The 26,216-nt window shown below is 39.6% G+C and carries 18 protein-coding genes; 14 read left to right on the forward strand and 4 right to left on the reverse strand.

Annotated elements, in window-relative coordinates; genetic code table 11:
- Positions 1 to 9 precede the first annotated feature (9 nt).
- Positions 10 to 189 (reverse strand): hypothetical protein, encoded by a 180-nt coding sequence (locus tag ACTJKN_RS08330; RefSeq protein WP_440823982.1) that lies wholly within the window; start codon positions 187 to 189, stop codon positions 10 to 12.
- Positions 190 to 438: 249 nt separating this feature from the next.
- On the opposite strand from ACTJKN_RS08330, the gene ACTJKN_RS08335 reads away from it, so the two are divergent.
- The 3 genes from ACTJKN_RS08335 to ACTJKN_RS08345 are packed head-to-tail and all read left to right on the forward strand — an operon-like array spanning position 439 to position 2,300.
- Positions 439 to 771, forward strand: coding sequence for a phosphoribosylpyrophosphate synthetase (locus tag ACTJKN_RS08335; protein WP_440823984.1), 333 nt, complete (start codon positions 439 to 441; stop codon positions 769 to 771).
- A 9-nt stretch (positions 772 to 780) separates the two neighbouring features.
- Entirely contained in the window at positions 781 to 2,025 is a 1,245-nt protein-coding gene (locus tag ACTJKN_RS08340; RefSeq protein ID WP_440823985.1) for an NAD(P)/FAD-dependent oxidoreductase, read from the forward strand.
- A gap of 2 nt (positions 2,026 to 2,027) precedes the next feature.
- Positions 2,028 to 2,300, forward strand: coding sequence for a UBP-type zinc finger domain-containing protein (locus ACTJKN_RS08345; RefSeq protein WP_215130350.1), 273 nt, complete (start codon positions 2,028 to 2,030; stop codon positions 2,298 to 2,300).
- A 96-nt stretch (positions 2,301 to 2,396) separates the two neighbouring features.
- Here the strand turns inward: ACTJKN_RS08345 and ACTJKN_RS08350 are convergent, their stop codons facing one another.
- The gene (locus ACTJKN_RS08350; RefSeq protein WP_440824076.1) at positions 2,397 to 2,618 is read right to left on the reverse strand and encodes a hypothetical protein; all 222 of its coding nucleotides are present in this window, start codon (positions 2,616 to 2,618) and stop codon (positions 2,397 to 2,399) included.
- A 588-nt stretch (positions 2,619 to 3,206) separates the two neighbouring features.
- Here ACTJKN_RS08350 and ACTJKN_RS08355 point away from each other — a divergent pair.
- Together ACTJKN_RS08355 and ACTJKN_RS08360 are read left to right on the forward strand one after the other, a co-directional pair.
- Positions 3,207 to 4,052, forward strand: coding sequence for a FimB/Mfa2 family fimbrial subunit (locus ACTJKN_RS08355; protein ID WP_440823988.1), 846 nt, complete (start codon positions 3,207 to 3,209; stop codon positions 4,050 to 4,052).
- Between the two features lie 151 nt (positions 4,053 to 4,203).
- Positions 4,204 to 5,838 carry an ABC-F family ATP-binding cassette domain-containing protein gene (locus ACTJKN_RS08360; protein ID WP_440823990.1) on the forward strand — a complete coding sequence of 545 codons (1,635 nt, stop codon included), beginning with the start codon at positions 4,204 to 4,206 and terminating at the stop codon, positions 5,836 to 5,838.
- 247 nt (positions 5,839 to 6,085) lie between these two features.
- On the opposite strand, the gene ACTJKN_RS08365 is transcribed toward ACTJKN_RS08360, so the two are convergent.
- Both ACTJKN_RS08365 and ACTJKN_RS08370 read right to left on the reverse strand, forming a co-directional pair.
- Positions 6,086 to 6,694: a hypothetical protein gene (locus ACTJKN_RS08365; protein ID WP_440823992.1), complete on the reverse strand. Its 609-nt coding sequence runs from the start codon at positions 6,692 to 6,694 to the stop codon at positions 6,086 to 6,088.
- A 133-nt stretch (positions 6,695 to 6,827) separates the two neighbouring features.
- Positions 6,828 to 7,439, reverse strand: a complete 612-nt coding sequence (locus ACTJKN_RS08370; RefSeq protein WP_440823994.1) for a GIN domain-containing protein — start codon at positions 7,437 to 7,439, stop codon at positions 6,828 to 6,830.
- Between the two features lie 332 nt (positions 7,440 to 7,771).
- On the opposite strand from ACTJKN_RS08370, the gene ACTJKN_RS08375 reads away from it, so the two are divergent.
- The 9 genes from ACTJKN_RS08375 to ACTJKN_RS08415 all read left to right on the forward strand — a co-directional run bounded on the left by ACTJKN_RS08375 (position 7,772) and on the right by ACTJKN_RS08415 (position 26,200).
- Positions 7,772 to 8,812: an adenylate/guanylate cyclase domain-containing protein gene (locus tag ACTJKN_RS08375; protein ID WP_440823996.1), complete on the forward strand. Its 1,041-nt coding sequence runs from the start codon at positions 7,772 to 7,774 to the stop codon at positions 8,810 to 8,812.
- Between the two features lie 638 nt (positions 8,813 to 9,450).
- The gene (locus ACTJKN_RS08380; protein WP_440823997.1) at positions 9,451 to 10,833 is read left to right on the forward strand and encodes a glycoside hydrolase family 88/105 protein; all 1,383 of its coding nucleotides are present in this window, start codon (positions 9,451 to 9,453) and stop codon (positions 10,831 to 10,833) included.
- 27 nt (positions 10,834 to 10,860) lie between these two features.
- Positions 10,861 to 12,222 carry a hypothetical protein gene (locus ACTJKN_RS08385; protein WP_440823999.1) on the forward strand — a complete coding sequence of 454 codons (1,362 nt, stop codon included), beginning with the start codon at positions 10,861 to 10,863 and terminating at the stop codon, positions 12,220 to 12,222.
- Positions 12,223 to 12,659: 437 nt separating this feature from the next.
- On the forward strand, positions 12,660 to 14,885 hold the full coding sequence (locus tag ACTJKN_RS08390) for a fasciclin domain-containing protein (RefSeq protein ID WP_440824001.1): 2,226 nt from the start codon (positions 12,660 to 12,662) through the stop codon (positions 14,883 to 14,885).
- A gap of 6 nt (positions 14,886 to 14,891) precedes the next feature.
- Entirely contained in the window at positions 14,892 to 18,170 is a 3,279-nt protein-coding gene (locus ACTJKN_RS08395; protein WP_440824003.1) for a SusC/RagA family TonB-linked outer membrane protein, read from the forward strand.
- 9 nt (positions 18,171 to 18,179) lie between these two features.
- On the forward strand, positions 18,180 to 19,646 hold the full coding sequence (locus ACTJKN_RS08400; RefSeq protein ID WP_440824005.1) for a RagB/SusD family nutrient uptake outer membrane protein: 1,467 nt from the start codon (positions 18,180 to 18,182) through the stop codon (positions 19,644 to 19,646).
- A gap of 10 nt (positions 19,647 to 19,656) precedes the next feature.
- Positions 19,657 to 21,471, forward strand: a complete 1,815-nt coding sequence (locus ACTJKN_RS08405) for a fasciclin domain-containing protein (RefSeq protein ID WP_440824007.1) — start codon at positions 19,657 to 19,659, stop codon at positions 21,469 to 21,471.
- 32 nt (positions 21,472 to 21,503) lie between these two features.
- Positions 21,504 to 22,937: a fasciclin domain-containing protein gene (locus ACTJKN_RS08410; RefSeq protein WP_440824009.1), complete on the forward strand. Its 1,434-nt coding sequence runs from the start codon at positions 21,504 to 21,506 to the stop codon at positions 22,935 to 22,937.
- A gap of 29 nt (positions 22,938 to 22,966) precedes the next feature.
- Entirely contained in the window at positions 22,967 to 26,200 is a 3,234-nt protein-coding gene (locus ACTJKN_RS08415; protein ID WP_440824011.1) for a SusC/RagA family TonB-linked outer membrane protein, read from the forward strand.
- Positions 26,201 to 26,216: the final 16 nt, after the last annotated feature.

The following is a 26,216-nucleotide window of genomic DNA, read 5'->3' on the forward strand; positions in this document are numbered from 1 at the left end:
ACGATTGGCCTAAATATCCAATTCGAAAGATGAGCGGGAGCCCTTGTCTGCCTGGTTTAACAAGTCGGCATCGTGTTCGGCAGCCCTTTCATCACTAATGATTGTACTTTGATTTAGCGCATCTTCCTCGCTGGTTAATGCATCTTCCTTATCGTCAGAAAGTTCTTCTTTATTTGGGTCTATTATCATGGCTTTTTTATTTAAAGATAACCATTTAAATTAGCTTAAGCCACTCTTTTTTGCTTTTTTATACATCGAATAGTTTATCTTTTGTTCATTAATATTTTTAAAAATAAATACACCCGAATTTTATCATAAATTCACTTTATTTCGTCGATTTTTATTGTTGGTTTGTTTTTAAAATTTTGTTTTACAGGGTGTTGTGTGTTGGTTTGGTTTTTGGTAAATTAACACGTTATTTAAAAAGAACAAATAATTATGGATAACGATTATTTAAAACATATCGGGGAAATGACTTCACTTTCAGAAGTTGTAAATGCCCTGGTTAAACAGGGTTATACTTTCGATTTCAATTTGAAAAGTAGCCAGTTAAATAGCGGAGAAAACCCAATTCAGGCGTCTCCCGAGCAATTTTTGATTGATAAATACTATCGTTTTGAAGGAGAATCTGATCCCGATGATGAGGCGATTGTTTATGCCATATCCTCTGTTGATGGTGAAATAAAAGGGATCTTTGTTAACGGTTACGGAACTTCATCCGAAAGCGTTGGTGATGAGGTGATTAAAAAATTAAAAACCCGAACTGACTAGGAACTGCCCATGAACAAACTAAAACTATATGGTAAACCAGATTCTCCTGAAATTTACCCCATCAGAGACTTTTTAAAACGAAGTGTTATCGATTTCGAATGGTTCGATATTACGCATGATGATTTGGGCTGGGGCCAGGGAATTACCTCATTTAATAATCCGGATAAGCAACCCGTAATAGAATTCCCAGATGGCAAAGTGATTGTAAATCCAAGCTTAGAACAAATTGCCTGTAACCTGGGCTGGATTACCGAACCTAAATATGCGGAATATGATCTGTCGATTTACGGTGCTGGTCCTGCGGGATTAAGTGCCGCGGTTTATGCGGCATCAGAAGGGCTGAAAACGATTCTGATTGAACGTGAGGCTATTGGTGGGCAGGCTGGTACAAGTTCGCTGATCGAAAATTATCTGGGTTTTCCTGAAGGAATATCCGGGGCAAACCTTGCTGAAAGAGCCAGGCAGCAAGCGCTAAAATTCGGTGTCGAGATTTTGCTTTTAAAGGAGGGGATCAAAGGTGCATTTTATAACAATAGAATCCATGTAGATTTTGCAAGCGGCGAAAAGCTTGTTGCTAAAACAAATATCTGTGCAACAGGAGTGGAGTATGCGAGATTGAATCTCCCTGATGAGGACCGGTTTTTTCACAAAGGGGTTTATTATGGTGCCGGTGCAAGTGAGGCTTTTTTCTGTCAGGATAAAGATCTTTATATTGTTGGCGGCGGAAACTCTGCCGGACAGGCCGCTACCTATTTTTCTGGCTTTGCCAAACGCGTTTTCATGGTGATCCGAAAAGGTAACCTTGCAGATACCCTATCTGAATACCTGATTCAGCGGATAGCATCCATTAAGAATATTCATGTCCTGTATTATGCTGAAGTAGTGGCACTGGAAGGTGATGATTATCTACAGCGCATCAAAATTGTAAACAGTCAGGATGGAACAGAAACATGGCACGAGACATCAAAATTATTTATCTGCATAGGTGGAAAACCCAATACCGAATGGGCTGTTGAAACTGCAATCTGCAGGGATAGAAACGGATATCTTTTTACAGGTAACGATTTGCTTAGCCTGGATCAATATAAGATGTGCTGGGAACTGGAAAGGCCGCCTTATCATTTAGAAACCAGTGTTCCGGGCTCTTTTGCTGCTGGTGATGTCAGGTTTAATTCGGTAAAAAGGGTTGCATCGGCTGTGGGCGAAGGTGCCATGGCGGTAACTCAGGTTCATCAATATTTATCAAAATTGTAATTATGGAAAACAACAGCATCTGCAGCCACATTGAGGCTGTAAAAGAATTAAAAACTGCAAAAGAACGTGTTTGTGAAACCTGTATAAAACAAGGTACAGATTGGGTACACCTTCGTACCTGCCAAACTTGTGGCATTACTTTATGCTGTGATTCATCGCCAATGCAACACATGTCGCATCATTGCCGGGCAGAGAAACATCCTGTTATCATCTCATCAGAACCGGGAGAACGGTGGATGTACTGCTTTCTGGATAATGAAATGGTTGAATATTGATTAAATATTATAAAAAAGGTGGCTTTTGGTTAAAGCATATAAAATTAATAGTAACCTGAGTCACTATTACCTCGTATCAATCACCGCAAGAATTCTCTACATGCCATCTTCAGCATAAGCCTGTAACACCATAAGGCTTGGTGCAAAATATAAGGTGCCTGTGTGGGCTGTGCTAAAATGAAGGATCCGATCTGAGTTGCCAGGCGGATAACCAACGGACATTCGTGTTAACATTTCCTTAACGGTACTCAAATTTTTAGAATAAGCAATAAAATAGGTTCCAACCTCACCTTTTTGAAGGATGTCCGAACGACATATTGTCTCTGATTTATTTTAAGGTCATTTCCTGCTTTTTCCTCAATTCCTGCAAGGGCACTACAGGAGTTGCCAGGTTTAACATCATCCGTTATTTCGATGGTAGAGCAGCCTTTCGGTACAGCATCGAACAACTCGCCCTAAATGCTAATTGCCTGACAATCGAAACCACTTTGATGGAATTGAACGGTGAAGAAATTCTGGGCACATTATCCCAAAAAATGGCCTTATCGATTAATCATTATTCACCCTGAATTCTATTATTTAGCCATTGTAGTCTGGAAAAAATAATTTTTAAATAATTGGTGTATTCTTTACTCATGAAGATAGACTTGTTTCTCCTATCATAAATGGTTCAATTTAGGCTCATCGAAGGTTAAATTCGGGTGATCATGTACAACGTCTATAGTATTGTCTACATATTTGTCTGATATGATTAATTGCATATTTTCCTGTAAACCATATTTCCAATAATGATAGAATGTGCTTTTAATACAAAGAAAACGTGTGTATAGGTATACATTATGATGCACAATGTGTTGATTAAAGTTTAAAATTGATTGATAGTCAATAACTTTAATTAAAAAGCTTATGAAAAAGTTATTTCTTCTACTTACTCTGGTTCAGGTCGTTATGATATGTTCCTGCCGGAAGATTCTGGACGGTCATGGTGGTCAGCCAGGAGGTACTACACACGAGGTTACCTTTCAATTTTCTGGCCTCAACCACACTGTCGGGCAGCCAAATGTGGGGATGCAACCTGAACCATTGCAGAATTATATTACGCAGCTTAGCGTGATTGCCTATAATGCCAAGACAGGTGCCGAAGTGAAACGGCTAACGCAATTTTCGTCTCAATCTGATTTTGGAAAGGTAATATTTAAACTTGATCCGGCACAGTATAATTTTGTAGCAGTCGGGTCACAGTCGGCGTTTGGCATCAATCAGTTTTATAAACTCGATACCATTCCCGTATACCTCCCTTACGCACAGGCCTCTATCGAATATTTACAGGATGGCCCTGATCCCTATTGGAGGCATTATGAGACTAGTGACACCTTTTTATCCAGAAAAGCGGTCAATATTAACAACAATCAAACAGTAGAGATGGTGATGGAGCGTATTGTGGGCAAGCTCGAATTTGAAGTGAATGATGCCCCTAACTTCAAGGTGTCTGAAATTTATGACGAAAAAACTGCTTTTAAGGTTTCAGCAGATTCATTATCCCATCGGGTAAAGACCTACAGTTTCCCTGAATATACTGCTGTGGATGGTAAAATCAGCCTTTATATACTCAACACAACCGGTAATCTTTCAATTGAATCAGGGGTATGGTTACATCCGCTTTACATTCAGGATATTCGGGTATATAAAAATAAAACAACCCTGGTTAAAGCTAAAGTACTGACAGGAGAATACACTATAACTGTGCAATAATTAGTATATAAAAATGTAAAGCTGGTAAATAAAACCATTCCAGATTTTAAAAGGTCTTAGTATAACGCTGAGGCTTTTTTTATGCCTTAAAATTCTCGCGATAATTTAAGCGCTTTCCTTTATCTTTGCCGCGAATTTAATATTCCCAATCGTGATTAATGTAAATAACATCTCCGTTTCATTTGGCGGAACCACCCTTTTTAGCGACGTAACCTTTTCGATAAACGAGAACGATAAAATCGCCTTAATGGGTAAAAATGGCGCAGGCAAGTCGACCATTTTAAAAATCATTGCCGATGTAGCTAAACCTACTTCTGGCAGCGTAACAGGTCCGAAAGAAGCTGTAATTGCATATTTGCCACAGCATTTGCTCACTCACGACAATGTCACTGTTTTTGAAGAAACCATGAAAGCTTTTGCAGAGGTAAACCAGATGCAAAAAGAGCTTGATGAGCTGAATGAACAACTGACTATCCGTACCGATTACGAAAGTGACGATTATATGAAGCTTATTGAACGGGTATCGGAGTTAAGTGAGCAATTTTATTCGATTGAAGAAACCAATTATGATGCAGAGGTAGAGAAAGTGTTAAAAGGTTTGGGTTTCGATCGTAAAGACTTTACCCGCCAAACTTCTGAGTTTTCAGGTGGATGGCGTATGCGTATCGAATTGGCCAAAATTTTATTAAAGAAACCCGACCTCATTTTACTGGATGAGCCTACCAACCACATGGATATCGAAAGTATTCAATGGCTGGAAGATTTTCTGATCAATTCGGCAAAAGCGGTGATGGTAATCTCGCACGATCGTACCTTTGTAGATAACATTACCAATCGTACTATTGAGGTAACCATGGGCAGGATATACGATTATAAAGCCAAATACACCCATTACCTCCAACTGCGTGCCGAGCGCCGCGTACACCAATTGAAAGCCTACGAAGAACAACAACGTTTTATTGCCGATAACCAGGAATTTATCGATCGTTTTAGAGGAACTTATTCTAAAACTCTACAGGTGCAATCGCGTGTAAAAATGCTCGAGAAACTTGAAGTGATCGAAATCGATGAAGTAGATACTTCGGCATTACGATTGAAGTTTCCTCCGTCACCACGTTCAGGTCAGTACCCGGTAATGGTAGAAGAGCTAACTAAAACTTATGGCGATCATGTGGTATTTGAAAAAGCATCTATGGTGATCGAACGGGGCGAAAAAGTGGCTTTTGTTGGGAAAAACGGTGAAGGTAAATCGACTATGATTAAAGCCATTATGGGTGAGATTGATTTCGAAGGCGGTTTAAAAGTAGGTCATAATGCTAAGATTGGCTATTTTGCCCAAAACCAGGCTGCATTGCTGGATGAAAACCTAACGGTATTCGAAACCATTGATCAAATTCCGTTAAGCGACGGCTCAATAAAAATCAAAGACCTTTTAGGCGCCTTTATGTTCAGTGGTGATGATACCACAAAAAAGGTTAAGGTACTTTCCGGGGGCGAGAAAACCCGCTTGGCCATGATTAAATTGTTGTTAGAACCCGTAAATGTATTAATCCTGGATGAGCCAACCAACCATTTGGACATGAAGACCAAAGACATTATTAAAGACGCGTTGAAAGATTTTGATGGTACTTTGATTTTGGTATCGCACGACCGGGATTTCTTAGATGGATTGGTGAAAAAAGTGTTTGAGTTTGGCAATAAACGCGTTCGTGAACACTTTGAAGATATTAAAGGATTCTTAGCTTATAAGAAAATGAATAGCCTGAAGGAAATAGAGCAAAGTTAAATAAGCACTAGTGGGCGTCAGTCTGTTCAAAGGACTCCTGTGGAGCGCGTAGTCGAAGACTTCTTCAGATTGATAACTGCAAATAAATGCCTTTCGACTAGGCTACTATAGACAGATCCTAGTAGAAAAATCGTCATCCGATAACTATCGGATGAAGAGCCCTCGCAACATTGATTAGGGTCCTGGAGGGAAATATAAGATATTTGAAAATGAGAAATACTGAACACTTTATTTAGAAATAAGATTACTACTTAGCGCTAATCGAAGCTTTTATTGGAATTTCTAAATTTTTTACAGCACCAATTGGCGCAATCTTAATTGATCTGTTTCCTTTGGATAGGTAGAAATAATAAATACTATTTGTGCCGATCAAATAAATGTCTTCAGATTCGTCGTTCGAATAATTCAGCTTGCGATCGTATTTGAGTTCGTTATTGCGGATGTGTTTTGATAAGTTTTTCCCTTGTCCAAGGCCAATTCCCAAAAACATCGATAGTAGTCCGATAGCAAAAATAATAGTGAAAAGTTTTGAAAAGTGGCTTTCTACTTCCTCTTCACTAAGTGTTTCAGGGTTTTTTAGGCCAGAAAGATTTTGTGCCCACTTTTTATTCCTGCGCTTTGCCAGATAGGCCGGGTAAGCATAAGCGAGCAGAATGAAGCCTGTCGTAACGATTACTACCACCGGATGAGAGGTTAGTGTTGCCACTGGACTGATCAGTACATCCATAATTGTGGTATACTTTAAAATGTTTATACCGATCTGGTAGTAAAAAATGCTTTCTTTTATTATCCCCATCACCACAAGGAACAGGTAACCATATGGCAATAATTTTTGCAAGTTTTCGGAGAGTTTCATTTGCTAATGATGTTATTTAGTCTAGAGGTAAATTTTATTTCGAACGCAAAATAGAAAAAATAACTGTTCCGATTGGTTGTTTTGTGTGATTAGCAAAATTATTCGTGAGGATGATTTACTTTTAAAGCCGCTATCATTTATTGAATTGAGGATGAACAAGCGCAACAGTTTCTTCTGCTGTAACGCCCACCCGGCTAACGTCTGTATGGGCGGAAGCAAAACGATCGATGATTAAATTTGGTGCTTTGCCCATAACCAGCGTATGGTGATTGGTATTGCCTTTGAGTTTTAATGTGCTATTGTCGAGAATTTCAGTATACAAGCCCTCACTACTGGTATCGATATCGGCAAAGGCATTTCCCTTAAGAATGATCTGAAGAAATTTAGTGCTGAGCTTTGCTTCTGTTTTTACTACAGCATTTTCATCAGCCTCAATGCGATAGATGTCGTTTACATAAATAACAAGTTTACACGTTTCTTTATTGAGTCCGGTAATGCGTAGCACTTCGCCCTGCTGGGTAACTTTCACACTTCCTGCATTATCATCTGAAAAAGATATTCCAATAGCGGGCCGCTGTACCAGCATCACTTCTACATTTCCCTTTATCATAATCCTTCTAAAGTTTTGAATCTTGTAAAGTATTGTCGTGTTTTTTTCTGCAGCCCTTAAGTTGTTTGGAAGGGCAGCCGTTAAGGTAATTACTGCAGATGCAATAACGATTAGCGTTTTAATTGAGGTTTTCATCGTGTTTTTTATTTAAATATTAAAATTTGCTGAGGTTATAGTGGTTTGTTAATTTAAACCAGCTTGTACACACATTATTCAGTTTCGTGGTTAACCAAGCGGGTGCCAAAAAGCAAATGTTACTTCAATTGCTCTGCAATGGTTGTTTTTTAATTATTACTCGTTTACGCATGTTCATTTCCGAACAGTCGTTGTGCGGCAGCGAACAGTTTTTGTGCATTAGCTTGTAATTGCTATTTCAATTGTTTAAGTAAGGCACATGTAAGGATTATATTCATTATTTTAGTGAAAAGTTAAAGTATATTGGATCAGTCGTTTTGAATAAAATCACGATGTCAGTAAAAATCAATCGCCAAACACAGCAGAAACTTCAGCAGTTACTGGTCATTATCCTTGCCTGGGTGATGGCTGGAATGGTAATTGCCATTTTTGAAGACCTTGTGCTGCATACCCGAAATTCTTTAGGGCCAGCGCCTGGTTATACCTTAATTTCTTCAATTGTACTAAATGCAGTTATTGGCTTGTTTGGGGCACTGTTGGGCGGAAGCTTGCTCGTATTCTTTGTAAATGTAAAATATAACGATAAGCCTTACGGCTATACCCTCTTAATTGTTGCCGGATCGTTTTTAGGCGTTATTTTGATTGTAAACGAGATACTGAGCCTCTATGAACTGGGTGATTCGAAAAGATTTTTAAAAAACGGATTGGTGTGGGCCATCGTGGTTTCCATAACGCAGTTGCTGCTACAGATAAACAGTAAGTTTGGACAAGGGATTTTCTGGGATATTATTAGGGGAAAATACAATACGCCCAAAGAAGAATCACGGATCTTTATGTTTCTCGACTTAAATTCATCAACATCTATAGCCGAAAGCCTCGGAGATAAAAAATACCACGAATTATTAAAAGATATCTTTATCGATATTACCAATCCTATTTTAGAAAATAGGGGAGAAATATACCAATATGTGGGCGATGAAGTGGTAATTGCCTGGCGCTATGATGAAGGATTAAGAAACAATAAATGCATCAATTGTTTTTTTGATATCAAAGCGCATCTATTACTGCTGAGGGATAAGTACATTGGAAAATATGGTTTACTGCCTGCTTTTAAAGCAGGTATTCATTGCGGAAAGATTATAGCAGGCGAAGTAGGGATTATAAAACGCGATATTACCTACTCTGGAGATGTACTGAATACCACTTCAAGAATTCAGAATATGTGCAAGGAGTTTAACCAGGAGATGCTGGTTTCGATAGCGCTAATTGAAGAACTCCAGTTAACCGACCATTATACCACGCAAATGTTAGGCGCAATTAAGCTCCGTGGAAAGGAAAAAGAAATGCAGCTTGTAGCTGTAAAACCTGTTTAATACATCCAAAGCATAAAAAATATGCGCAAAACATATTATATGAGCCTATAAATTATTAGTATGTCAGCCTGAGCGGAGTCGAAGACCCGTTTTTAGATATATTAAAAGCAATCGACTCCGCTACCATTGACGTTATTCCATAAAAAACTATTAATCAGTATTTTAGCTGCTGTCTCATTTCCATCCAGCTAGGCCATAGCACGGTATCCCGTTCTACTTAAATCCGGCCTAACAAATTTTTCGGGCTCCACCGGCCCAGCCAACCCACTAGCTTTGAAAGAAAAATTTTCAGCCGGTGTTTTTTGTTTCTTTTTGACAGCAAAAAGAAAGAGCCTCATCGGCGGCGGCGAGCCGAGGCAAGGATGAGCCTCTGGGCAAAAAAAGATATGCGTCATTCATATTGATTTTTATACAATAAATTATCCCTCAGTGTGACAAAAATATTAGAAAAGTAAAAATAATTGCGTCAAATTTAAACAGGCTCTATAAATACTGTAATAATTTCTTTACGGAAGAAGCAGGACAGAGCAGGTTGCTTCTTTTTTTAAATTATGATAGATTGGCTTGATTAACCAATTATAAACCCCTATATGTTTTGTTCCCATTTAGGAGCAATGATATAGCTTGAGCCACCTATTATGTTTGTTTTTACCAATCTGATTAAAACTTCGGGATCTAAAATATTATTCCTTTGTTCTGCGATATGCGCCGGCGTACCAGCTTTTGCTCAATATGTAGAACATAAAGGGAATGATGTTACCTCGCCACTACATCTGTTAAAACCGGCCTATGTTACACCTTATGGTGAAACAAAAATGGCAGATATTAAAGTATCGCTTGATCGTGTTTTTAACTACCTGGATAAAACGACCCCTTTCGAACTGATAGGTAAGGTTTCTGGAAAAGTGGTTTCGGATTTAAAAAAGGCAGATTCCATTTCGATATTTAAACCAGGAGACTATCGGTTAACGAGTTACGAATGGGGGGTTACCTATACGGGGATGCTGGAGGTTGCTACTGCAACAGGAGATCAAAAATTTAAAGATTATACCGTAAAGCGGGTTAATTTTTTGGCAAATGTTGTTTCTGCTTATCAAAAATATTTAAAAACAAATAAAGGGGCAGTAACACCGGTTCGTTCGGTAATAGATCCACATGCACTGGATGATGCAGGTTCTATTGCTGCAGCAATGATTAAGACGCAGCGAACAGGAGAGGTGAAAGCCGATCTCCGCCCGGTTATCGATCATTATTTAAATTACATTATGACCAAAGAGTTCCGTTTGAAAGACGGTACATTGGCCAGGAACAGGCCACAGCCCAATACGTTATGGCTTGATGATCTCTACATGAGCCTGCCTGCAATTGCGCAGATGGGCATACTAACCGGTGATACAAAATATTTTGACGAAGCGGTGAAACAATACAGATTGTTTGCCGAACGGATGTTTAATCCAGAAAAAGGATTGTATATGCATGGCTGGGTTCAGGACATGGATCCCCATCCGCAGTTTCATTGGGCGAGGGCAAATGGTTGGGCACTTATGACAAAAATAGAACTGCTGGATGCCTTGCCTGTAAACCATCCAGGTAGACCCTATATCTTGCAAATGTTAAAAGCACATGTAAAAGGTTTGGCAGTTTTGCAGGATGGAACAGGTTTTTGGCATCAGCTTTTAGATCGTAACGATTCTTATTTGGAAACTTCTGCTACCGCGATTTATACCTATTGCATTGCCCGTGCAGTAAATAAAGGCTGGCTTGATGCCAGAGCCTATGGCCCTATGGCGCTGTTGGCCTGGAACGCAGTGAGCACTAAAATAAATGCAAACGGTCAGGTAGAAGGTACCTGTGTAGGTACAGGCATGGGGTTCGATCCTGCGTTTTATTATTACAGGCCTGTAAATGTTTTTGCGGCACATAGCTATGGCCCGGTGCTTTTAGCAGGAGCAGAAACTTATCGTTTGTTACAAACGCACCCTTTCGTAATAAACGATAGTTCGGTACAGATGTACAAATAATCAACACCGCATTTAACCAAAATAAAGATGAAATATACATCCTGTTCATTTCTTATTGCCGTTTTTACCTGCATTTTAGCGTTTAATCATCAGCCAGGCTACGCACAGATTGGTAAACGTTTTCCTTCAGAAAAGAAAGTGCTTAAAGATCCGGTTACGGGTGCTGTACTTACTTTTCTAACCAGCACGCCGGCAGGAGATTCGAAGATTTATCAGACACATAATCAGTGGACTGCTGATGGACGATGGTTGATATTCCGATCTGGCAGGGTTAAGGGAGAAGCAATGGCGGTAAATGAGCAGACGGGAGATCTTGTTCAGGTTACCGAAGGTGGCTACACCGGCATGTTGAATGTGGCCAGAAAATCGATGAAACTATATTTTATGCGGAATATTGATTCGGGCAAACACATAGGAGGCGCAGTAAAAATTATAGAGGTAGATCTCGCTAAGGTATTTGCCGATAGTAAAACTGGCAAAATGAAATCAATATCGGCTTACGAGCGTGTTTGTGGAACTACCCCCGAAGAAATAGGTGCAGGTGGCGATATGGCGCTTGATGGCGACGAAAACTGGGCTTATTTCAGGGTGGGTAAAGAAGAAGCGGCTAAACATCTTGCTGCAGGAATTAAACTGGAACCGAACTTTGGACCACGGAAAATGGGCGCTGGCCCATCGGGTATAGCGGGGATGAATATCCACACCGGCGAAATCAAATATGTAGTTTCGGTTCCGTTTCAGATAGGGCATATACAGACCAATCCCTGGCTGGCCGGCGAAATTGTTTTTTGCTGGGAAACCGGAGGGAAATCCCCACAGCGAACCTGGACTGTATTGGCTGATGGAACAGGGTTACGGCCACTATATCCAGAGGCCGATTATGAATGGGTTACCCACGAAGCCATCATTTCGCGTGATGAAGTAGCCATGGCCATTATGGGGCACAGACCTATACCTGGAACTGGTGCTGTATCTGCCCCACAAACTGAGGTGAACGGTGCCAATCCCGGACAAGAAAATGCCTGGGGACCATCAGGCACCCGCGAAAAACCTACCGGGCTGGCCATTGTAAATTTAAGAACAAGGGAAATGAGAATTGAAGGACAAACGCCAACGGGTAGCGGGCTTTGGCATGTAAGCGGTTCTCCAGACGGAAAGTGGGCCGTTGGCGACGATTTTTCGAGAAGCATTTATCTGATTAATAGGAAAACGCGTGAAATGAAACTGCTTTCGGCCGGACATAAGCAAACAGCTGCAGATCATCCGCATCCTACCATGAGTCCTGATGGTAAAAAAATCGAAATCCAATCTGCGATGTTGTCTGAAGACAACCGGTCGATGAATATCTGCGTGATTTCTATCCCAAAAGGATGGATGAATATCAAATAGCTTTAAGCCGAACAACATTACATGCTACTGCTAATTGCAGAATAGCCCTCACATTTTGTCTTATTTGTTGTACTGTTAATGTTTTTTTTGACCAGTACTGCTATTGCTTATTTTTTTTTAAAGGCATTAAGGCTTGCTTAAAACGATTTACCTGAGCTGAAGATTAATATTATCTTTTTATGATAATATTTTATAGTAAGAAGACAGGATAGTACAGGATGGGGATTTTGTTCTGCCTTTATATATTTAAGGAATAATTCACTAACCAAATAACTTTTTAACCAAAATTTAATTAACGAACGTTAATATCATTCTATGCAGTAAAAATCTACTCACCCTTTTAAGTCAGTTTTTGCATTCTTTAATTTCTAATTGATTTAGATCCATAGCTTTTTATTGCCCAGTATTTTAATGGCCGTTTATCCAATGAAATTGCTATGAGTAAAATTTTACAAAAATTTTTAATCGTTAATTTGACGATTATATTCATTCTCAGCGCTTGCCGGAAAAAAGAATTTGATGAGTTCTATGGCCGTCCTGAAACATTAGCCGATCCGATTTATCAACAACTTCAGGCCAAAGGGAATTTTACCAGATTTTTAGAGTGTATAGATAAATCGGGCTATAAAGAAACCTTAAGCAAAGCAGGATCGTGGACGGTTTTTGCACCAACAGATGTGGCTTTTGCCACTTACATGACCGAAAACAACTTAACCGAGATAAATGCAACGCTCGCTTCGGCAATTGTACGTTATTCAATGACCTATGATGGAGAAAAAGTAGAACGTTTAAGCGATAATTTAACTGCAAAAGGTTTCGTTAAAAATGTCGGTTTTAGGCGACGTACTGTTTATTACGATTTTGTTTATGATGGCGTAGACAATGATGGTAAAGCGATAAAGGTAATTGCGGGTAACCGAAACGGAACATACTTGCCAACCGATTTTAACAATAAAAACCTGCCCTATTTTCTTAGCCCCTTCGTCACTTTTGCGGGCATTAGCGCTTTAGATTATAATTATTTTTATCCAAATACTGAATATACCGGAAAAAATGTAGGCCCTGGAAAAATTATCGAGCAAGATATTGTAGCCGAAAATGGCGTAATCCACATTGTAGATAAGGTGCTTACACCGCCACAAAGCATCGATCAGTATATTGGTGCTAAAGCACAATATGGTGCCTTCAAATCCCTTTTGGATAAATATGTAAGCTATAATGTGAATACTGATATTACCCACCGTTATCAGGTGTTAACGGGGAAAAGTGATAATGTTTACGTTAAAAACTATAGCGTATTGCTTGGTTTTTCGCCTAATAACGAAAATTACCTGAAAGATGATGCCAACGATGCACAGATTGGTATGTATACCATTTTTGCACCAACCGATGACGCGGTTGAGGCCTATGCAAAAGTGCTGTTAAAATATTATGCAAAAAACAGGTTACAGCCAGGAAACTATAAAGCACAGCTGAACGAACTGTTTTCTTTAAGATCCGACATTATCAGGGATTTTATCAATTCCCACTTATACAGAACTACAGTATGGCCAAGCAAATTTAATACGGTTAACAGCTTTTTGGGCGAAGCCACGAAACTTACTCCTGCTAATGTGGTAGACAAACAGTTTTTAAGTAATGGATTGTTTTATGGCGTAAATGCTGCCCAAAATGCCAATGTATTTTCAACTGTTTATGGGAAGGTAAATTTAGATCCTACCTATTACATTATGAAACAGGCGCTTGATGTTTTGGGCTATGCTATTCCAATTAAAACGGCCTCATTAAAATATATTGTTATCCCAATTCCCGATGCCACCTTGGTAAATTTAGGATTTTCATACGATCCATTTTATCCTTCATCGCCAATTAGAGGCGATCTTAATATTTTAAGGCGACTCTTGCAAACGCATATTATCCCACTGGGTGACCGTGCTGTACCAAATTTTGCTACAACAGCTGGTATTTTAGAAACTTCGGGTGGTGAATACATTAAGTACAACAACGGTTTTTTCTCTTCTGCTGGGACAGAAGATCTGCCAGCACTTGCCGATAAAAGTATTAAGATCGATTCGGTTGCCACAGCTGTTAATGGAGCTGATGCCTATGCTGCCAAAGTACTGATGTACACTGTACTTCCGGTAAGCAAGCATATCGAAAAATATGGTACATTAACAACCGATCCTTATTATGCTTTCTTTCAATACCTTAAAAATAACGTTACGCTTTATACGGCTGCTACAGGCGCAATTCAAGGGGTTACCGATGGAAGCGCTTACACCGTTTTCATTCCTACAAATGCGGCTATACAAGCTGCGGTAACCGCTGGATTATTACCAAAACTAGCCAACGGAACGCCAAATTATGCGCCAACAGATGCAGGAGACATTAGCCGAGTGGCCAAATTTATCCAATACCATATTATTAAAAGCACAGTAGCAAGCGACGGACAGAAAACAGGTTCTTTTGAAAGTTTGCTTAAAAACGATTCGGGAGATGCAGCCAAGGTTACTGTATTTACCAATACCACAAATACACTCACGCTAAGAGATGTAACCAATACTTCTGTGAATGTTTTGCTGGGTACAACCGATAGGAGCAACGTGTTATCTAACAGAACGGTGATTCACCAAATCAATTCTTATTTAAAATATCAATTCTAAACCGAGATGACTAAAAAATATAATTATAGTTTTTTTATTTTACTATGCTGTTTGTTGGTATCGCCCCTAACCTATGCACAACAAATTAACTATGTAAAGGGAAAGGTAATTGATAAAAAAGATAAGCAGCCCATTATTGGTGCATCTGTTGTAATTGTTGATAAAGACAAAAGGGTAATTAAAGGCGTTTCGACAGATATTGATGGAAACTATTCTTTACCGGTAGCAGATAAAACCTATAGGATCTCGGTTTCATATATTGGTTATAGGTCTTCAGCACCTGTTAATATCGATAAAGCAGTAATTAATTTCCAGTTGGAACCTTCTGAAAATCAGATGGATGAAGTTCAGATTGTTTCACGAGCCAAAACAAACAATGGAAGTGGAATGACGATCGATAAACGCGATCAGACTTCGGCTACGGTTACCATCGATGCCAAAGAACTCGAAGATCTCCAATCGGCATCAATCGACCAGGCCTTGCAAGGCCGCATGGCAGGGGTTGATATTACCGCCAGTACGGGTGATCCGGGCGCGCCGATGCAGATCCGGATCCGCGGTACATCTTCCATTAATGGCGCAACCGATCCGTTAATTGTATTGGATGGTATGCCTTACGACATTACCATTCCTTCTGATTTTAACTTTGCCACCTCTGATGAGAACAATTACGGTCAGTTATTAAATATTGCCCCATCTGATATTAAAGAAATTAGTGTGCTAAAAGATGCCGCGGCTACAGCGATTTGGGGATCGAGAGCCGCAAACGGTGTATTGATCATTACCACAAAAAGAGGTTCAATTGGCCCGCCAGCTATTTCCTATAACTTTAAAGGTTCGTATTCTAAACAGCCAAGTCCGATCCCAATGTTGGATGGTAACCAGTATTCATCACTCGTTTTGGAAGAATATTATAATGCTGGCCGTCAGTTTTCTACTTCAGAATTTGCAAAACAATTTCAATATGATCCGAACGATCCTTATAATTACTATAATTACAGCAATAATACCGATTGGTTATCGGTCATTACGAGGGTAGGTTACCTTCAAGATCATAACCTATCTATTTCTGGAGGTGGTGAAAAAGCGAGATACCGGGCTTCGGTAAATTATTTTAACCAAACAGGTACTACCATTGGCACCGATTTAAACCGTGTTTCGGCAAGGGTGAATTTAGATTATATGGTGTCGAACAAAATCAGGTTCAGTTCTGATATTTCATACACACACATCGATCAGAACGGACTTTTTACGCAGACCGTTAGAGATGTTGCTTATACCAAAATGCCTAACCAGAGCATTTACGAGTACGATGAGTATGGAAATTTAACTTCAAACTTTTTCAGTCCTGCAGCAACAGCCCAAGGCTTATTCATCTATAACTCTGATAAAAAGGAAAAGGTAAGCGGAACTTTTAATCCATTGGCTATGGCTGCTGCAGGCAGTAACCACCAATTGGGCGAACGGATTACACCAAAATTTAGTTTACAGTACGAGATTTTGCCAAGCGTACTGCGTTTAAACGGAAGTTTTATGGTAAATATTAATAACACCAAAGTAAAAACTTTCCTTCCACAGATTGCAACAGGCCGCCCTTATACCGAATCAGTAGTTAATATGGCTTCAGATGCGGATGGCGATTCATTCACCATGAACACCAGTATGACATTGGCCTATACACCGAAACTGAACGATAGACACGACATTATAGGTTTTTTACGCTTCGATAGTGAAGATAGCCGCAGGACTGGGCAGTACTTGTTTTCTACCAATACGGCATCATCGTATTTATCCGACCCTTCTGTTGATAGCCGTACCAATTACACAGGTTCTGCATCATCATCATTAGGGCAAACCAGGTCAGTTGGTTTATTGGCTAACGTTCAATACAAATTTTTAGACCGTTATATCATTAACGGTAGCATTAGGGGCGATGGTAACTCCAGGTTCGGTGCCGCTAACCGATATGGCATTTTTCCTTCAGTTTCTGGCCGTTGGCGGATATCTGGCGAACCTTTTATGAAGAAGGCCAATAAATATGTAGATGATTTTAGTTTAAGGGCGAGTTATGGTAAAAGTGGCAATGTGCCAAGAAACGATTATTCTTATTTTAATATTTACCAAAATTATGGGTTTAGTTACCTGGATAATGCCGGCGTATACTCTACCAATATGGAATTAACCGATTTAAGATGGGAAACTGTTACACAGTCCAACCTCGGTATTACCTTAAACCTCTTTAAAAATTTAAACCTCGATTTCGATTTATACCGTAAACGTACAACAGATCTGTTTTATCCGGGTTTACAGGTAGCAAGTTATAACGGTTATGGAGGGGTTGATATGAACGTGGGCACTATGGATAATCAGGGCTGGGAAGTAAACCTGAATGCTACGGTGATCAAAAAGAAAAAGATAAGATTAGACCTATCCTTCAATATCGCGCACAACGAAAACGTAATCCGTGAGGTTTCGCCGCTATACCCTCGAGAAAACAAAGGTAGGGTAACCAGCAACAATGTGTACAAAGTGTTTGTTCAGGAAAATAATCCTTTCGGGTCGTTTTATGGCTTCAAATTTAAAGGTGTATATCCTGATAAAAACGCAACTGTTGCATTGGATGAGAGTGGAAACCAGATTGTTGGGCCGAACGGCGATAAAATTTACATGCGTTTTGCTTATCCATCTATCGATTATGTTTTCCAACCGGGTGATGCCATGTATGAAGATATCAACCATGACGGGAACATCGATTATAAAGATATTGTGTACCTGGGTAATGGCAACCCGAAACTAACGGGAGGATTTGGATCTAACCTAACCATCAACGGAAACCTTCGTTTAGGTTTTAACTTTACTTTCCGTACCGGATACGATATTATTAACGGTACCAAAATTAACACCACCAATATGTATGGTTTTAACAACCAAAGTACAGCAGTATTGCGCCGGTGGAAAAAAGAAGGAGATGTTACCGATATGCCGAGAGCCATGTATGGTACGGGCTATAACTTTTTAGGCTCCGACCGATACATTGAAGATGGATCATTTTTAAGATTGAGCTCGGTGGTGTTAAAGTACGACTTTGGCAAAACCTTTATGAAGAGATTGGGTATGAAATCGCTTACCACCAATCTTACCGTTCAGAATATCTTAACATTTACTAAATATACTGGTCAGGACCCTGAAGTGCCAATTAAGTTAAATGGGTCCAACACGGTGATAGATAATTCTACCACGCCGCCAATTAAAACAATCACTTTCGGTTTAACTGCTAACTTTTAATTCAAACTGATGAAAAATATTTTATATAGCACTTGTTTAGTAATGATGCTGGTAATGAGTAGCTCTTGCAACAAATGGCTCGATCTTAAACCTAGGGATGGAATTACCAGACAGGAATTCTGGAAAACGAAAGAAGATGTTTTAGCAGCGGTTTCCGGTTGTTACACCTCTTTACTGGCACCTCCTCCCAGTATTGGTGATAAATCTTTATTGGAGTACATGTTTATGTATGGTGAGCTTAGGGCCGATATGATTGCAGGCGGGCCTAGTATTACAACAGAAGAAACGGATATTATCAATGTAAATATTACCCAGGACAATACAACAGCAAGATGGGCAGCATTTTACCGCACCATTAACTATTGCAATACAGTGCTCGATTTTGCGCCTGGCGTTAAAGCTACCGATCCCACTTTTACCGATGCAGCATTGAACGGTTATGTGGCAGAAGCGCTTACACTAAGAAGCCTCATGTATTTTTACCTGTTGCGTACCTTTAGAGATGTACCCTTAAAATTAACCGCCACCGTAAAGGATACCGATTTACAGGATCTGCCGAAAACCAAACAGGCCGATATTTTAAAACAGATTGTTGCCGACTTAAAAAAAGCAGAACAAGGAGCGGTTACCACTTATGGTAGCACAAGGTTTGATAAGGGTAGGGTAACAAAATTTACCGTAAATGCTTTGCTGGCCGATGTGTACCTGTGGATGGAAGATTATCCGAACTGTATTACTGAGTGTAATAAAATCATCAGTTCGCAAAGATTTGCCCTTGTTGGTGCAGGTTCTGGCTGGTACAATAATGTGTTTTTTAAAGGTTCATCCATCGAAACCATATTTGAATTCGACCAGGCGATTGAAAACCCGTTTTATACTTTATTGGTAAACACCAGACGGCGTTTTATCGGATCTCCGTTTTTGAGTACCGAAATCTTTATTCCAGATGACGTTGATCCGGATAATAACTATGATATCAGACCAGGCTCTTATTATAGTTCGGCTTTTACCATCCAAAAATATGGCACAGAAAATCCATCTTATGTAAAATGGCAGGCTTACCGTTATTCAGATATCATGATGATTAAAGCCGAAGCTTTGGCCTTAACCGGAGGTGGTGTAGAAGCTTTGGCATTGGTTGATGAACTGCGATTAAGACGTGATGCTGTAAATGCTACGAAAGTTACTGTAGACCCTTCAGAAACTGAAGCTTTGTGCGATTATATTTTGGCCGAACGTGCCAGAGAATTTGCTTTTGAAGGCAAAAGATGGTTCGACCTTTTACGTCACGCCAAACGCAATAACTATAGCCGCATTGATATTTTGTTAGATCTTGCAGCCAAAACAGTATCGCCTACACTTCAACAATCGGCCATTACTAAATTTAGAGATCCCAATAGCCATTACTTGCCAATTTATCAAAGTGAGTTATTTACCGATCCTAATCTCGTACAAAATCCATTTTACACTAAATAGAATAAGTGATATGAAAGTGAAATTAGACATCCGCAACATTACCTATTTGGTTATATTCAGCGCATTTATAATCTTCGTGATTAATGCCTGCAAAAGAGAAAGTTTAACATTAAGTACCACTGATGATGTAAACATTACCGGGTTTTTAGAGAAAAATCCAGAAAAATTTTCTTTGTTTACCCAAATCTTAGAGCGATCGGGTACAAAAGGTTATTTGGCAGCGTATGGTAAATACACCATGTTTACTCCTGATAATAATGCAGTTAACGATTGGTTAAAAAGTTTAAATAAAACAGCAGTCGACCAATTATCAGCTGCAGAACTGAAAGACGTTGTTCGTTTCCACGTTTTGCCAGATACCTTGGCTACAGGCAAATTTACCGACGGTAAGTTAACCCAGATCACCCTGTATGGCCAGTATCTGCAAACCGGTGTTACTTTTAAAGATGGCGTAAGTAGTTTTATCATTAACAAACAGGCGCTCATTACCCAGTCGAATGTTCGGGTTGGGAATGGAATCATCCATGTTATCGATCATGTATTAATCCCTTCAACTAAAACGCTGGCTTCAACTATCGAAGGCAATACCAGGTATAGCATCTTTACCCATGCCTTAAAAGAAACTGGTTTTTACGACTCGTTAAACTATGTTCAATCTGTAATTCCTGATACTACACGCCGTTTCCAGACGGTAATTTTAGAATCTGATTCGGCATTACAAGCTGCTGGTTTTAATAACTATGCTGCTTTAAAAGCCAAACTTTCAAAAACAGGTAATCCGAAAAGCCATACTGATAGTTTGTGGATGTACGTAGCTTACCACATTTCAACAGGAGCAAGTTATACACCCGATATTGTTTCTTCGCCTTCCTTGGCAACGTTGGTGCCGAGTGAAATTATAACCACAAAATTAGTTGGAACGAAAATCTTATTAAATGATGATGAATTTAATGGTGTGATTGAGCCCGGAGTAGAAGTAAACAGAACTTTTAGTAATGTTACTACTTCTAACGGGGTTTTGCACGAATCGAAAGGTTTTTACAAAATTAAACCTAGGGTACCTACGGGCGTTTTCTTCGATATTGGCGATCAGCCAGAATTAAAATTATTAGCGGCCTGGCGGGCGCCTGGACAAACCATTCAGCTTTTACAAAACGGAAAATTAATTACTGCAGGTATCAGGCTTGATGCTTACAGATCAAATACAATTGGTCCTGTTTATGCCGTGTCGTCAACGCCAATCGGTGCATCTGATGGCAGGAGTTATGCCAACAGGGATGTAATTCAATTTAATCCAACCACCAGTAATACTGCACGTTCTATCTGGATGGAAATCAGGACCCCTATGCTGGTAAAAGGTAAATACAAAGTTTGGATCTGTCATACCTACAACGTCTCCGGACCGCTTACGCAGGTTGGGGTAGATGTGGGCACAACACAAGAGCAATTATTGCCGAATTTGGTCGATTTTGCGCAAACATTAGGTAGTTCTGGTGTGCCTACTGCCAATGCAGCCTTGCCTTCAGCAGATGGATTAATGTTAACCAACGGCTTTAAACGCTATATGGCTACCACAGCCGATGTAAGTAATGGTGTAAATGGTTTACAGCCCATATCAGTTAATAACCAATGGTCGGTTATGGTCGGGAAATTGGCTGGTGTGGTCGACATCAAAACTACTGATAAACACTGGGTTAGGTTTACTACACTGCGTGGCAATGGAAGTGGAATTATGAATATGGATATGATTCACTTTATTCCGATTGATGATGATCAGAACTATCCAAGATTTAGTCCCTCGGGCCTGGTTTATAAACGCCCATAACTAATTGAGCTATAGAACTAATAATATAAATAATGACTAGAAAATATATAATATATGCTGTCCTGCTCAGTATCAGTGCAGTTTTATATTCCTGTAAGGATAACCTGGACCTTCATAACGAGCTTACCAATGTAGATAACAGTTTAGATCTTGCGCAAAAGCTAGATGCCCAGGCGAACCTAAGTGTTTTTAACGGTTATGTTAAAACTACAGGTTATGATAAAGTGCTTGCAGGTGCGCAAAATTATACGGTTTGGGCACCAACCAATCAGGCTTTAGCCAGTTTAGATGCAGCAATTGTTTCTGATCTCGCAAAATTGAAAGATTTTGTGGCCAATCACATTGCAATATCTACTTATCCATTAAACAAAGAAGGCGATACCACAAGGTTGAAACTGCTTAATAATAAGTTTGGTGTTTTTACCAGCACTAAATTTGAAGAAGGCACTGTTTCTGCTGCTGGCCAGTTTGTGAAAAATGGGGTATTGTATGCCGTAGATCAGGCTGTTCCAACCAAACAGAATATTTGGGATTATATGCTCGGCAGTACTGATGGTACTTTGCAAAAAAACTATATTAATAATCTGTCGATTACCGTTATCGATACCGCAAATGCTACTGTTATTGGTTATAATGCATTGGGAAACCCAATTTTTGCCCCCAGTCCGCCCATGATATCCAGAAATACTTACTGGGTAAATGTAGCCGATCTGAGAGACGAAAGTCAGCAATACACTTATTTTATATTGCAGGATGCCGCTTTTACAGCCGAATCGGAAAAACTTTCAGCCTATTATCCAAGTACAAATCCGAATTTGAATGCTTCCTACTTTTTGGTAAAAGATTTAACCGTTAAAGGCGTCTATCCAATTGAAAAGTTACCTGATACACTGATTTCTTTACAAGGGGTAAAAGTGCCGATCAATAAGGTTAATATTATCCGTTCTTATCGTGCCAGTAACGGGATGGTGCACGTGGTAAATGCACTGCCTTTTCGTTTGAAGGATAAAGTTCCAGAATTTAAAATTGAGGGTGAAAAACCACAAGCCATTAGTGCTGCACGTACGCTTTTATACCGTACAAAACTCGATAATTTAGGGAAAACCTTTAACGATATCGAGGTTTACGACCACAAGTATGCCGAATTTGGCGTGTTTTATACTAAAGCCAACTTGCCAGTGGTAAAATATAAAGTTTACGCAAGGGCTATTTCTGGTTTACCCGGCGACCCACAGGTTGTGGCATTTACACAGCGTTATTTCTTTTTTAACCCTGCCACAGTAAGTTATACTTTGTTTTATACCCATCTGGTAAATCCCTTAACCTATAACGAAACCTATTTAGGAGAATATACGCCAGCACAGTTTGGCAATTTTCAGGTGAGGTTGACCGCTGCAAACAGTACGAATGTAAATGTAAGTACGCTCATATTGGATTATCTACGCTTCGAACCAGTTTTACCTTAATTATGAATCTTGCTTTCAAAAAAAATACTATGTATAATTTTACAACGATAAAAAAAGTTTGGGGCATATTGCTTTGCTTACTGGTGTTTGGCTTAGCTGCACAGGCACAGGAAGTAGATTCGATGAAAACCGAAACAGATACCACTACCGTAAAAGTAAAGGCCCGCGCAGTTAAGGGTGAAAAAATAAGGGGAGTTGTGCTCGATGGGAATACCAATAAGCCTTTAGTGGGCATTAATATCACGGTTACTGGTTTTAACGCCGCCATTACCGACGAAAAAGGAAGGTTTATTGTAGTCGTACCCGATTATAAGGCCAGCATTATTATTTCAGGTAATGGTTTCCAAGCCAAAGTATTACCAGTTTACAAAGATAAAGAAATCAGGACCAAACTTTACCCATTATCATTTGCCTCGGTTTATAATGAGGTAGTTACGCCCATAGGTACGGTTTCTCAGGCAAGGGCAATACCCGCCATCAGTAATGTGAGTTTGCAAGGTAACTGGGCCAGTAATTCTGAAAGTGTTATGAGTTACGTCCAGGGCAGGGCAGCAGGGGTTAAAGTTACCAGGCGCTCAGGAACACCTGGAGTAGGTGCCGATGTGCTCATTAGAGGGTTTAACTCGTTGTATGCTACAAATCAACCTTTATATGTGGTTGATGGGATGATTTTTGATGCCAATAATTACGGTGCTTCACTAATTAAAGGCCATGTTAACAACCCGCTTCAATTTATCGATGTTCGGGATATTGAAAACATCAGTATTATTAAAGATGCAGCTTCGGCAGCTACTTATGGGGTGAAAGCGGCAAATGGAGTGGTGTTAATTACAACCAACCGTGCACACGATCTGGCTACCAATATCGATTTTTCTGGTTACGCAGGTTTTAATTTCAAACCTAAAAACTTACCTGTAATGGGTGCTTCTGATTATAGGTTATATCTTTCTGATATTTTAAAAAGTCAGGGATTAAGCAATAGTGCCATTGCAGCAAAACCTTATATGAACGATAGTCCAACCAATCCCGATTATTTTAAATACCACAACGAAACCAACTGGCAGAATGAGGTATTAAAAAGCAGTTTCGATCAGAACTATTTTTTAAAGGTAACCGGTGGTGATAATATTGCAAAGTATGCACTGTCTGCTGCTTATGCCAGAGATAGGGGTGTAATTGATAGTACCGATAATTTAAAATACAGCACACGCTTTAATAGTGATTTAAACCTGACTAAAAAACTGCAGGGAAGCACCAGTTTATCATTTACTTATACCGAGCAGCGTTTAAAAGATCAGGGAATTGCTCCTGTAACCAACCCGCTGTTTTTAGCTTTGGTTAAATCGCCTTTTATGGCCAGAAATGAAATAAATTCGACTGGGGCAGTTTCACCAAATTTAGCAGATTACGATACTTTACAGGTGAGTAATCCAAGAGCTTTAATCGAGAAAGGACAAAATTTAAAAAAGGCTTATCGATTTTATGGTAACATCAATTTCGATTTTACTTTCAACAAAAACTTTAAACTATCTAACCTAAGTGGTGTAACTTACGATAAAACACAGGAAACGCTTTTTATTCCAAGAAAAGGGGTAACCAACGATACGCTTTCCAATTATGTAGGCGATAGCCGTTTGGGTACACAGGTAGGAAGGTTTTTTAATGTGTTTAACGATCTGCGTTTAACTTACGATCAATCTTTTGGCTCTTATAGCAAATTACATGCAATTGTAGGCACACGCTATTCGCAGAGCGAAAGCGAGCAGGACTATGCTTTGGGTTTTAACTCTGCAACAGATGAGTTGATCAGCATCGGGAACAGTAATGCCGCTTTTAGAACATTTGGTGGCGATATTGGGAAATGGCGTACGCTGAACAATTACCTGTCTGCCAATTATAGTTACGCCGATAAATACCTCGTTAATTTCTCAATGGCTGTTGATGGTTCTTCGCGCTTTGGTGCAAAGGCCGACCAGGGTTTCTTAAACTTCGACGATGGTTTGAGGATTAATGGAAGCCGTTATGCCGTTTTACCCGCCGTTGGTGCTGCCTGGGTAATCTCTTCGGAGAAATTTATGCGCAATTTACAGCGCGTTGACCTGCTGAAATTAAGAATGAGCTATGGTTTAGTTGGAAATGATGATGTTGGGAATTATACCGCCAGAAAATATTATACCTCTCAAAATGTATTGGGCATCAGGGGTATCGTAACCGGCAATTTTGCTAACCCCAATCTACAATGGGAAACCGTACGCAAGTTTAATACTGGTATAGATGGCTCCTTTTTTAGTGAGCGTTTAAGCATCAGCTTAGATTATTGGAGAAACAGCACTAAAAATATGCTAAGCTATCAATTGCTGAGTGTTGTTACGGGTACTGCTTCTTTTATCAACAATAATGGTGGCATGCAGACAAATGGTTTAGATTTAGCCTTAAACGGTCGGATTCTAAATGAAAAATTAAAATGGGATGCGGGTTTAACCATCGGTACATCAACCAATAAAATTACCAGTTTACCTGATGGAAATTCAGTTATAACCAGTTATGCGGGTGGTGCTTACATCAGCCAGGTTGGGCAGTCAGCCAATCAGTTTTACGGTTATAAAACCAATGGTGTTTTTGCGACCAATGCAGAGGCTGCTGCCTCAGGATTATCTAGCCGCAACAGCTTAGGAGCATTGGTGCCATTTACAGGAGGAGATATAAGGTTTACCGATAGCAATGGTGATAAAATCATAGACGATGCCGACCGCACCGTTATTGGCAATCCTAATCCGAAATTATTTGGAAGCTTTAACAACACCTTCACTTACAAAAACTGGAGTTTAGATGCTTTAATCACTTTTGTTAGCGGTAACGACGTTTACAATTATACCAGGGCGCAGCTAGAATCTGGAAGTACTTATTACAACCAAACACCAAATATTGGCAACAGGTGGAAAGGTGATGGACAAGTTACGTTGGTACCAAAAGCTACTTATGGCGATCCGGTAGGGAATGCCCGTTTTTCTGACCGCTGGATAGAAGATGGTTCTTACTTACGTTTGCGAACCGTTAATGTAACCTATAATGTACCCTTAAAACTAAAAGCCATTAAGTACGCAAAAATTTATGCTACGGCTAATAACCTGTTTACTGTAACCAATTATTTAGGCTATGATCCAGAATTTAGCAATTCAGGCAGTTTATTTAGCCAGGGCGTAGATACCACACTTGAGCCTCAGTTCAGGTCGTTTCAACTTGGCGTTAGAGTTGGATTATAATTAAGAAAGATATACT

Source organism: Pedobacter sp. 22163, assembly GCF_052045595.1.
Lineage (GTDB): Bacteria > Bacteroidota > Bacteroidia > Sphingobacteriales > Sphingobacteriaceae > Pedobacter.

What these genes read in the sequence shown, in the direction of transcription:
- ACTJKN_RS08380 (WP_440823997.1), top strand. Translation starts at nt 9,451, where the DNA reads ATGTTTGTTTTTACCAATCTGATTAAAACTTCGGGATCTAAAATATTA.
- ACTJKN_RS08390 (WP_440824001.1), top strand. Translation starts at nt 12,660, where the DNA reads ATGAGTAAAATTTTACAAAAATTTTTAATCGTTAATTTGACGATTATA.
- ACTJKN_RS08400 (WP_440824005.1), top strand. Translation starts at nt 18,180, where the DNA reads ATGAAAAATATTTTATATAGCACTTGTTTAGTAATGATGCTGGTAATG.
- ACTJKN_RS08405 (WP_440824007.1), top strand. Translation starts at nt 19,657, where the DNA reads ATGAAAGTGAAATTAGACATCCGCAACATTACCTATTTGGTTATATTC.
- ACTJKN_RS08395 (WP_440824003.1), top strand. Translation starts at nt 14,892, where the DNA reads ATGACTAAAAAATATAATTATAGTTTTTTTATTTTACTATGCTGTTTG.
- ACTJKN_RS08410 (WP_440824009.1), top strand. Translation starts at nt 21,504, where the DNA reads ATGACTAGAAAATATATAATATATGCTGTCCTGCTCAGTATCAGTGCA.
- ACTJKN_RS08365 (WP_440823992.1), bottom strand. Translation starts at nt 6,694, where the DNA reads ATGAAACTCTCCGAAAACTTGCAAAAATTATTGCCATATGGTTACCTG.
- ACTJKN_RS08335 (WP_440823984.1), top strand. Translation starts at nt 439, where the DNA reads ATGGATAACGATTATTTAAAACATATCGGGGAAATGACTTCACTTTCA.
- ACTJKN_RS08330 (WP_440823982.1), bottom strand. Translation starts at nt 189, where the DNA reads ATGATAATAGACCCAAATAAAGAAGAACTTTCTGACGATAAGGAAGAT.
- ACTJKN_RS08385 (WP_440823999.1), top strand. Translation starts at nt 10,861, where the DNA reads ATGAAATATACATCCTGTTCATTTCTTATTGCCGTTTTTACCTGCATT.
- ACTJKN_RS08340 (WP_440823985.1), top strand. Translation starts at nt 781, where the DNA reads ATGAACAAACTAAAACTATATGGTAAACCAGATTCTCCTGAAATTTAC.
- ACTJKN_RS08355 (WP_440823988.1), top strand. Translation starts at nt 3,207, where the DNA reads ATGAAAAAGTTATTTCTTCTACTTACTCTGGTTCAGGTCGTTATGATA.
- ACTJKN_RS08345 (WP_215130350.1), top strand. Translation starts at nt 2,028, where the DNA reads ATGGAAAACAACAGCATCTGCAGCCACATTGAGGCTGTAAAAGAATTA.
- ACTJKN_RS08375 (WP_440823996.1), top strand. Translation starts at nt 7,772, where the DNA reads ATGTCAGTAAAAATCAATCGCCAAACACAGCAGAAACTTCAGCAGTTA.
- ACTJKN_RS08370 (WP_440823994.1), bottom strand. Translation starts at nt 7,439, where the DNA reads ATGAAAACCTCAATTAAAACGCTAATCGTTATTGCATCTGCAGTAATT.
- ACTJKN_RS08415 (WP_440824011.1), top strand. Translation starts at nt 22,967, where the DNA reads ATGTATAATTTTACAACGATAAAAAAAGTTTGGGGCATATTGCTTTGC.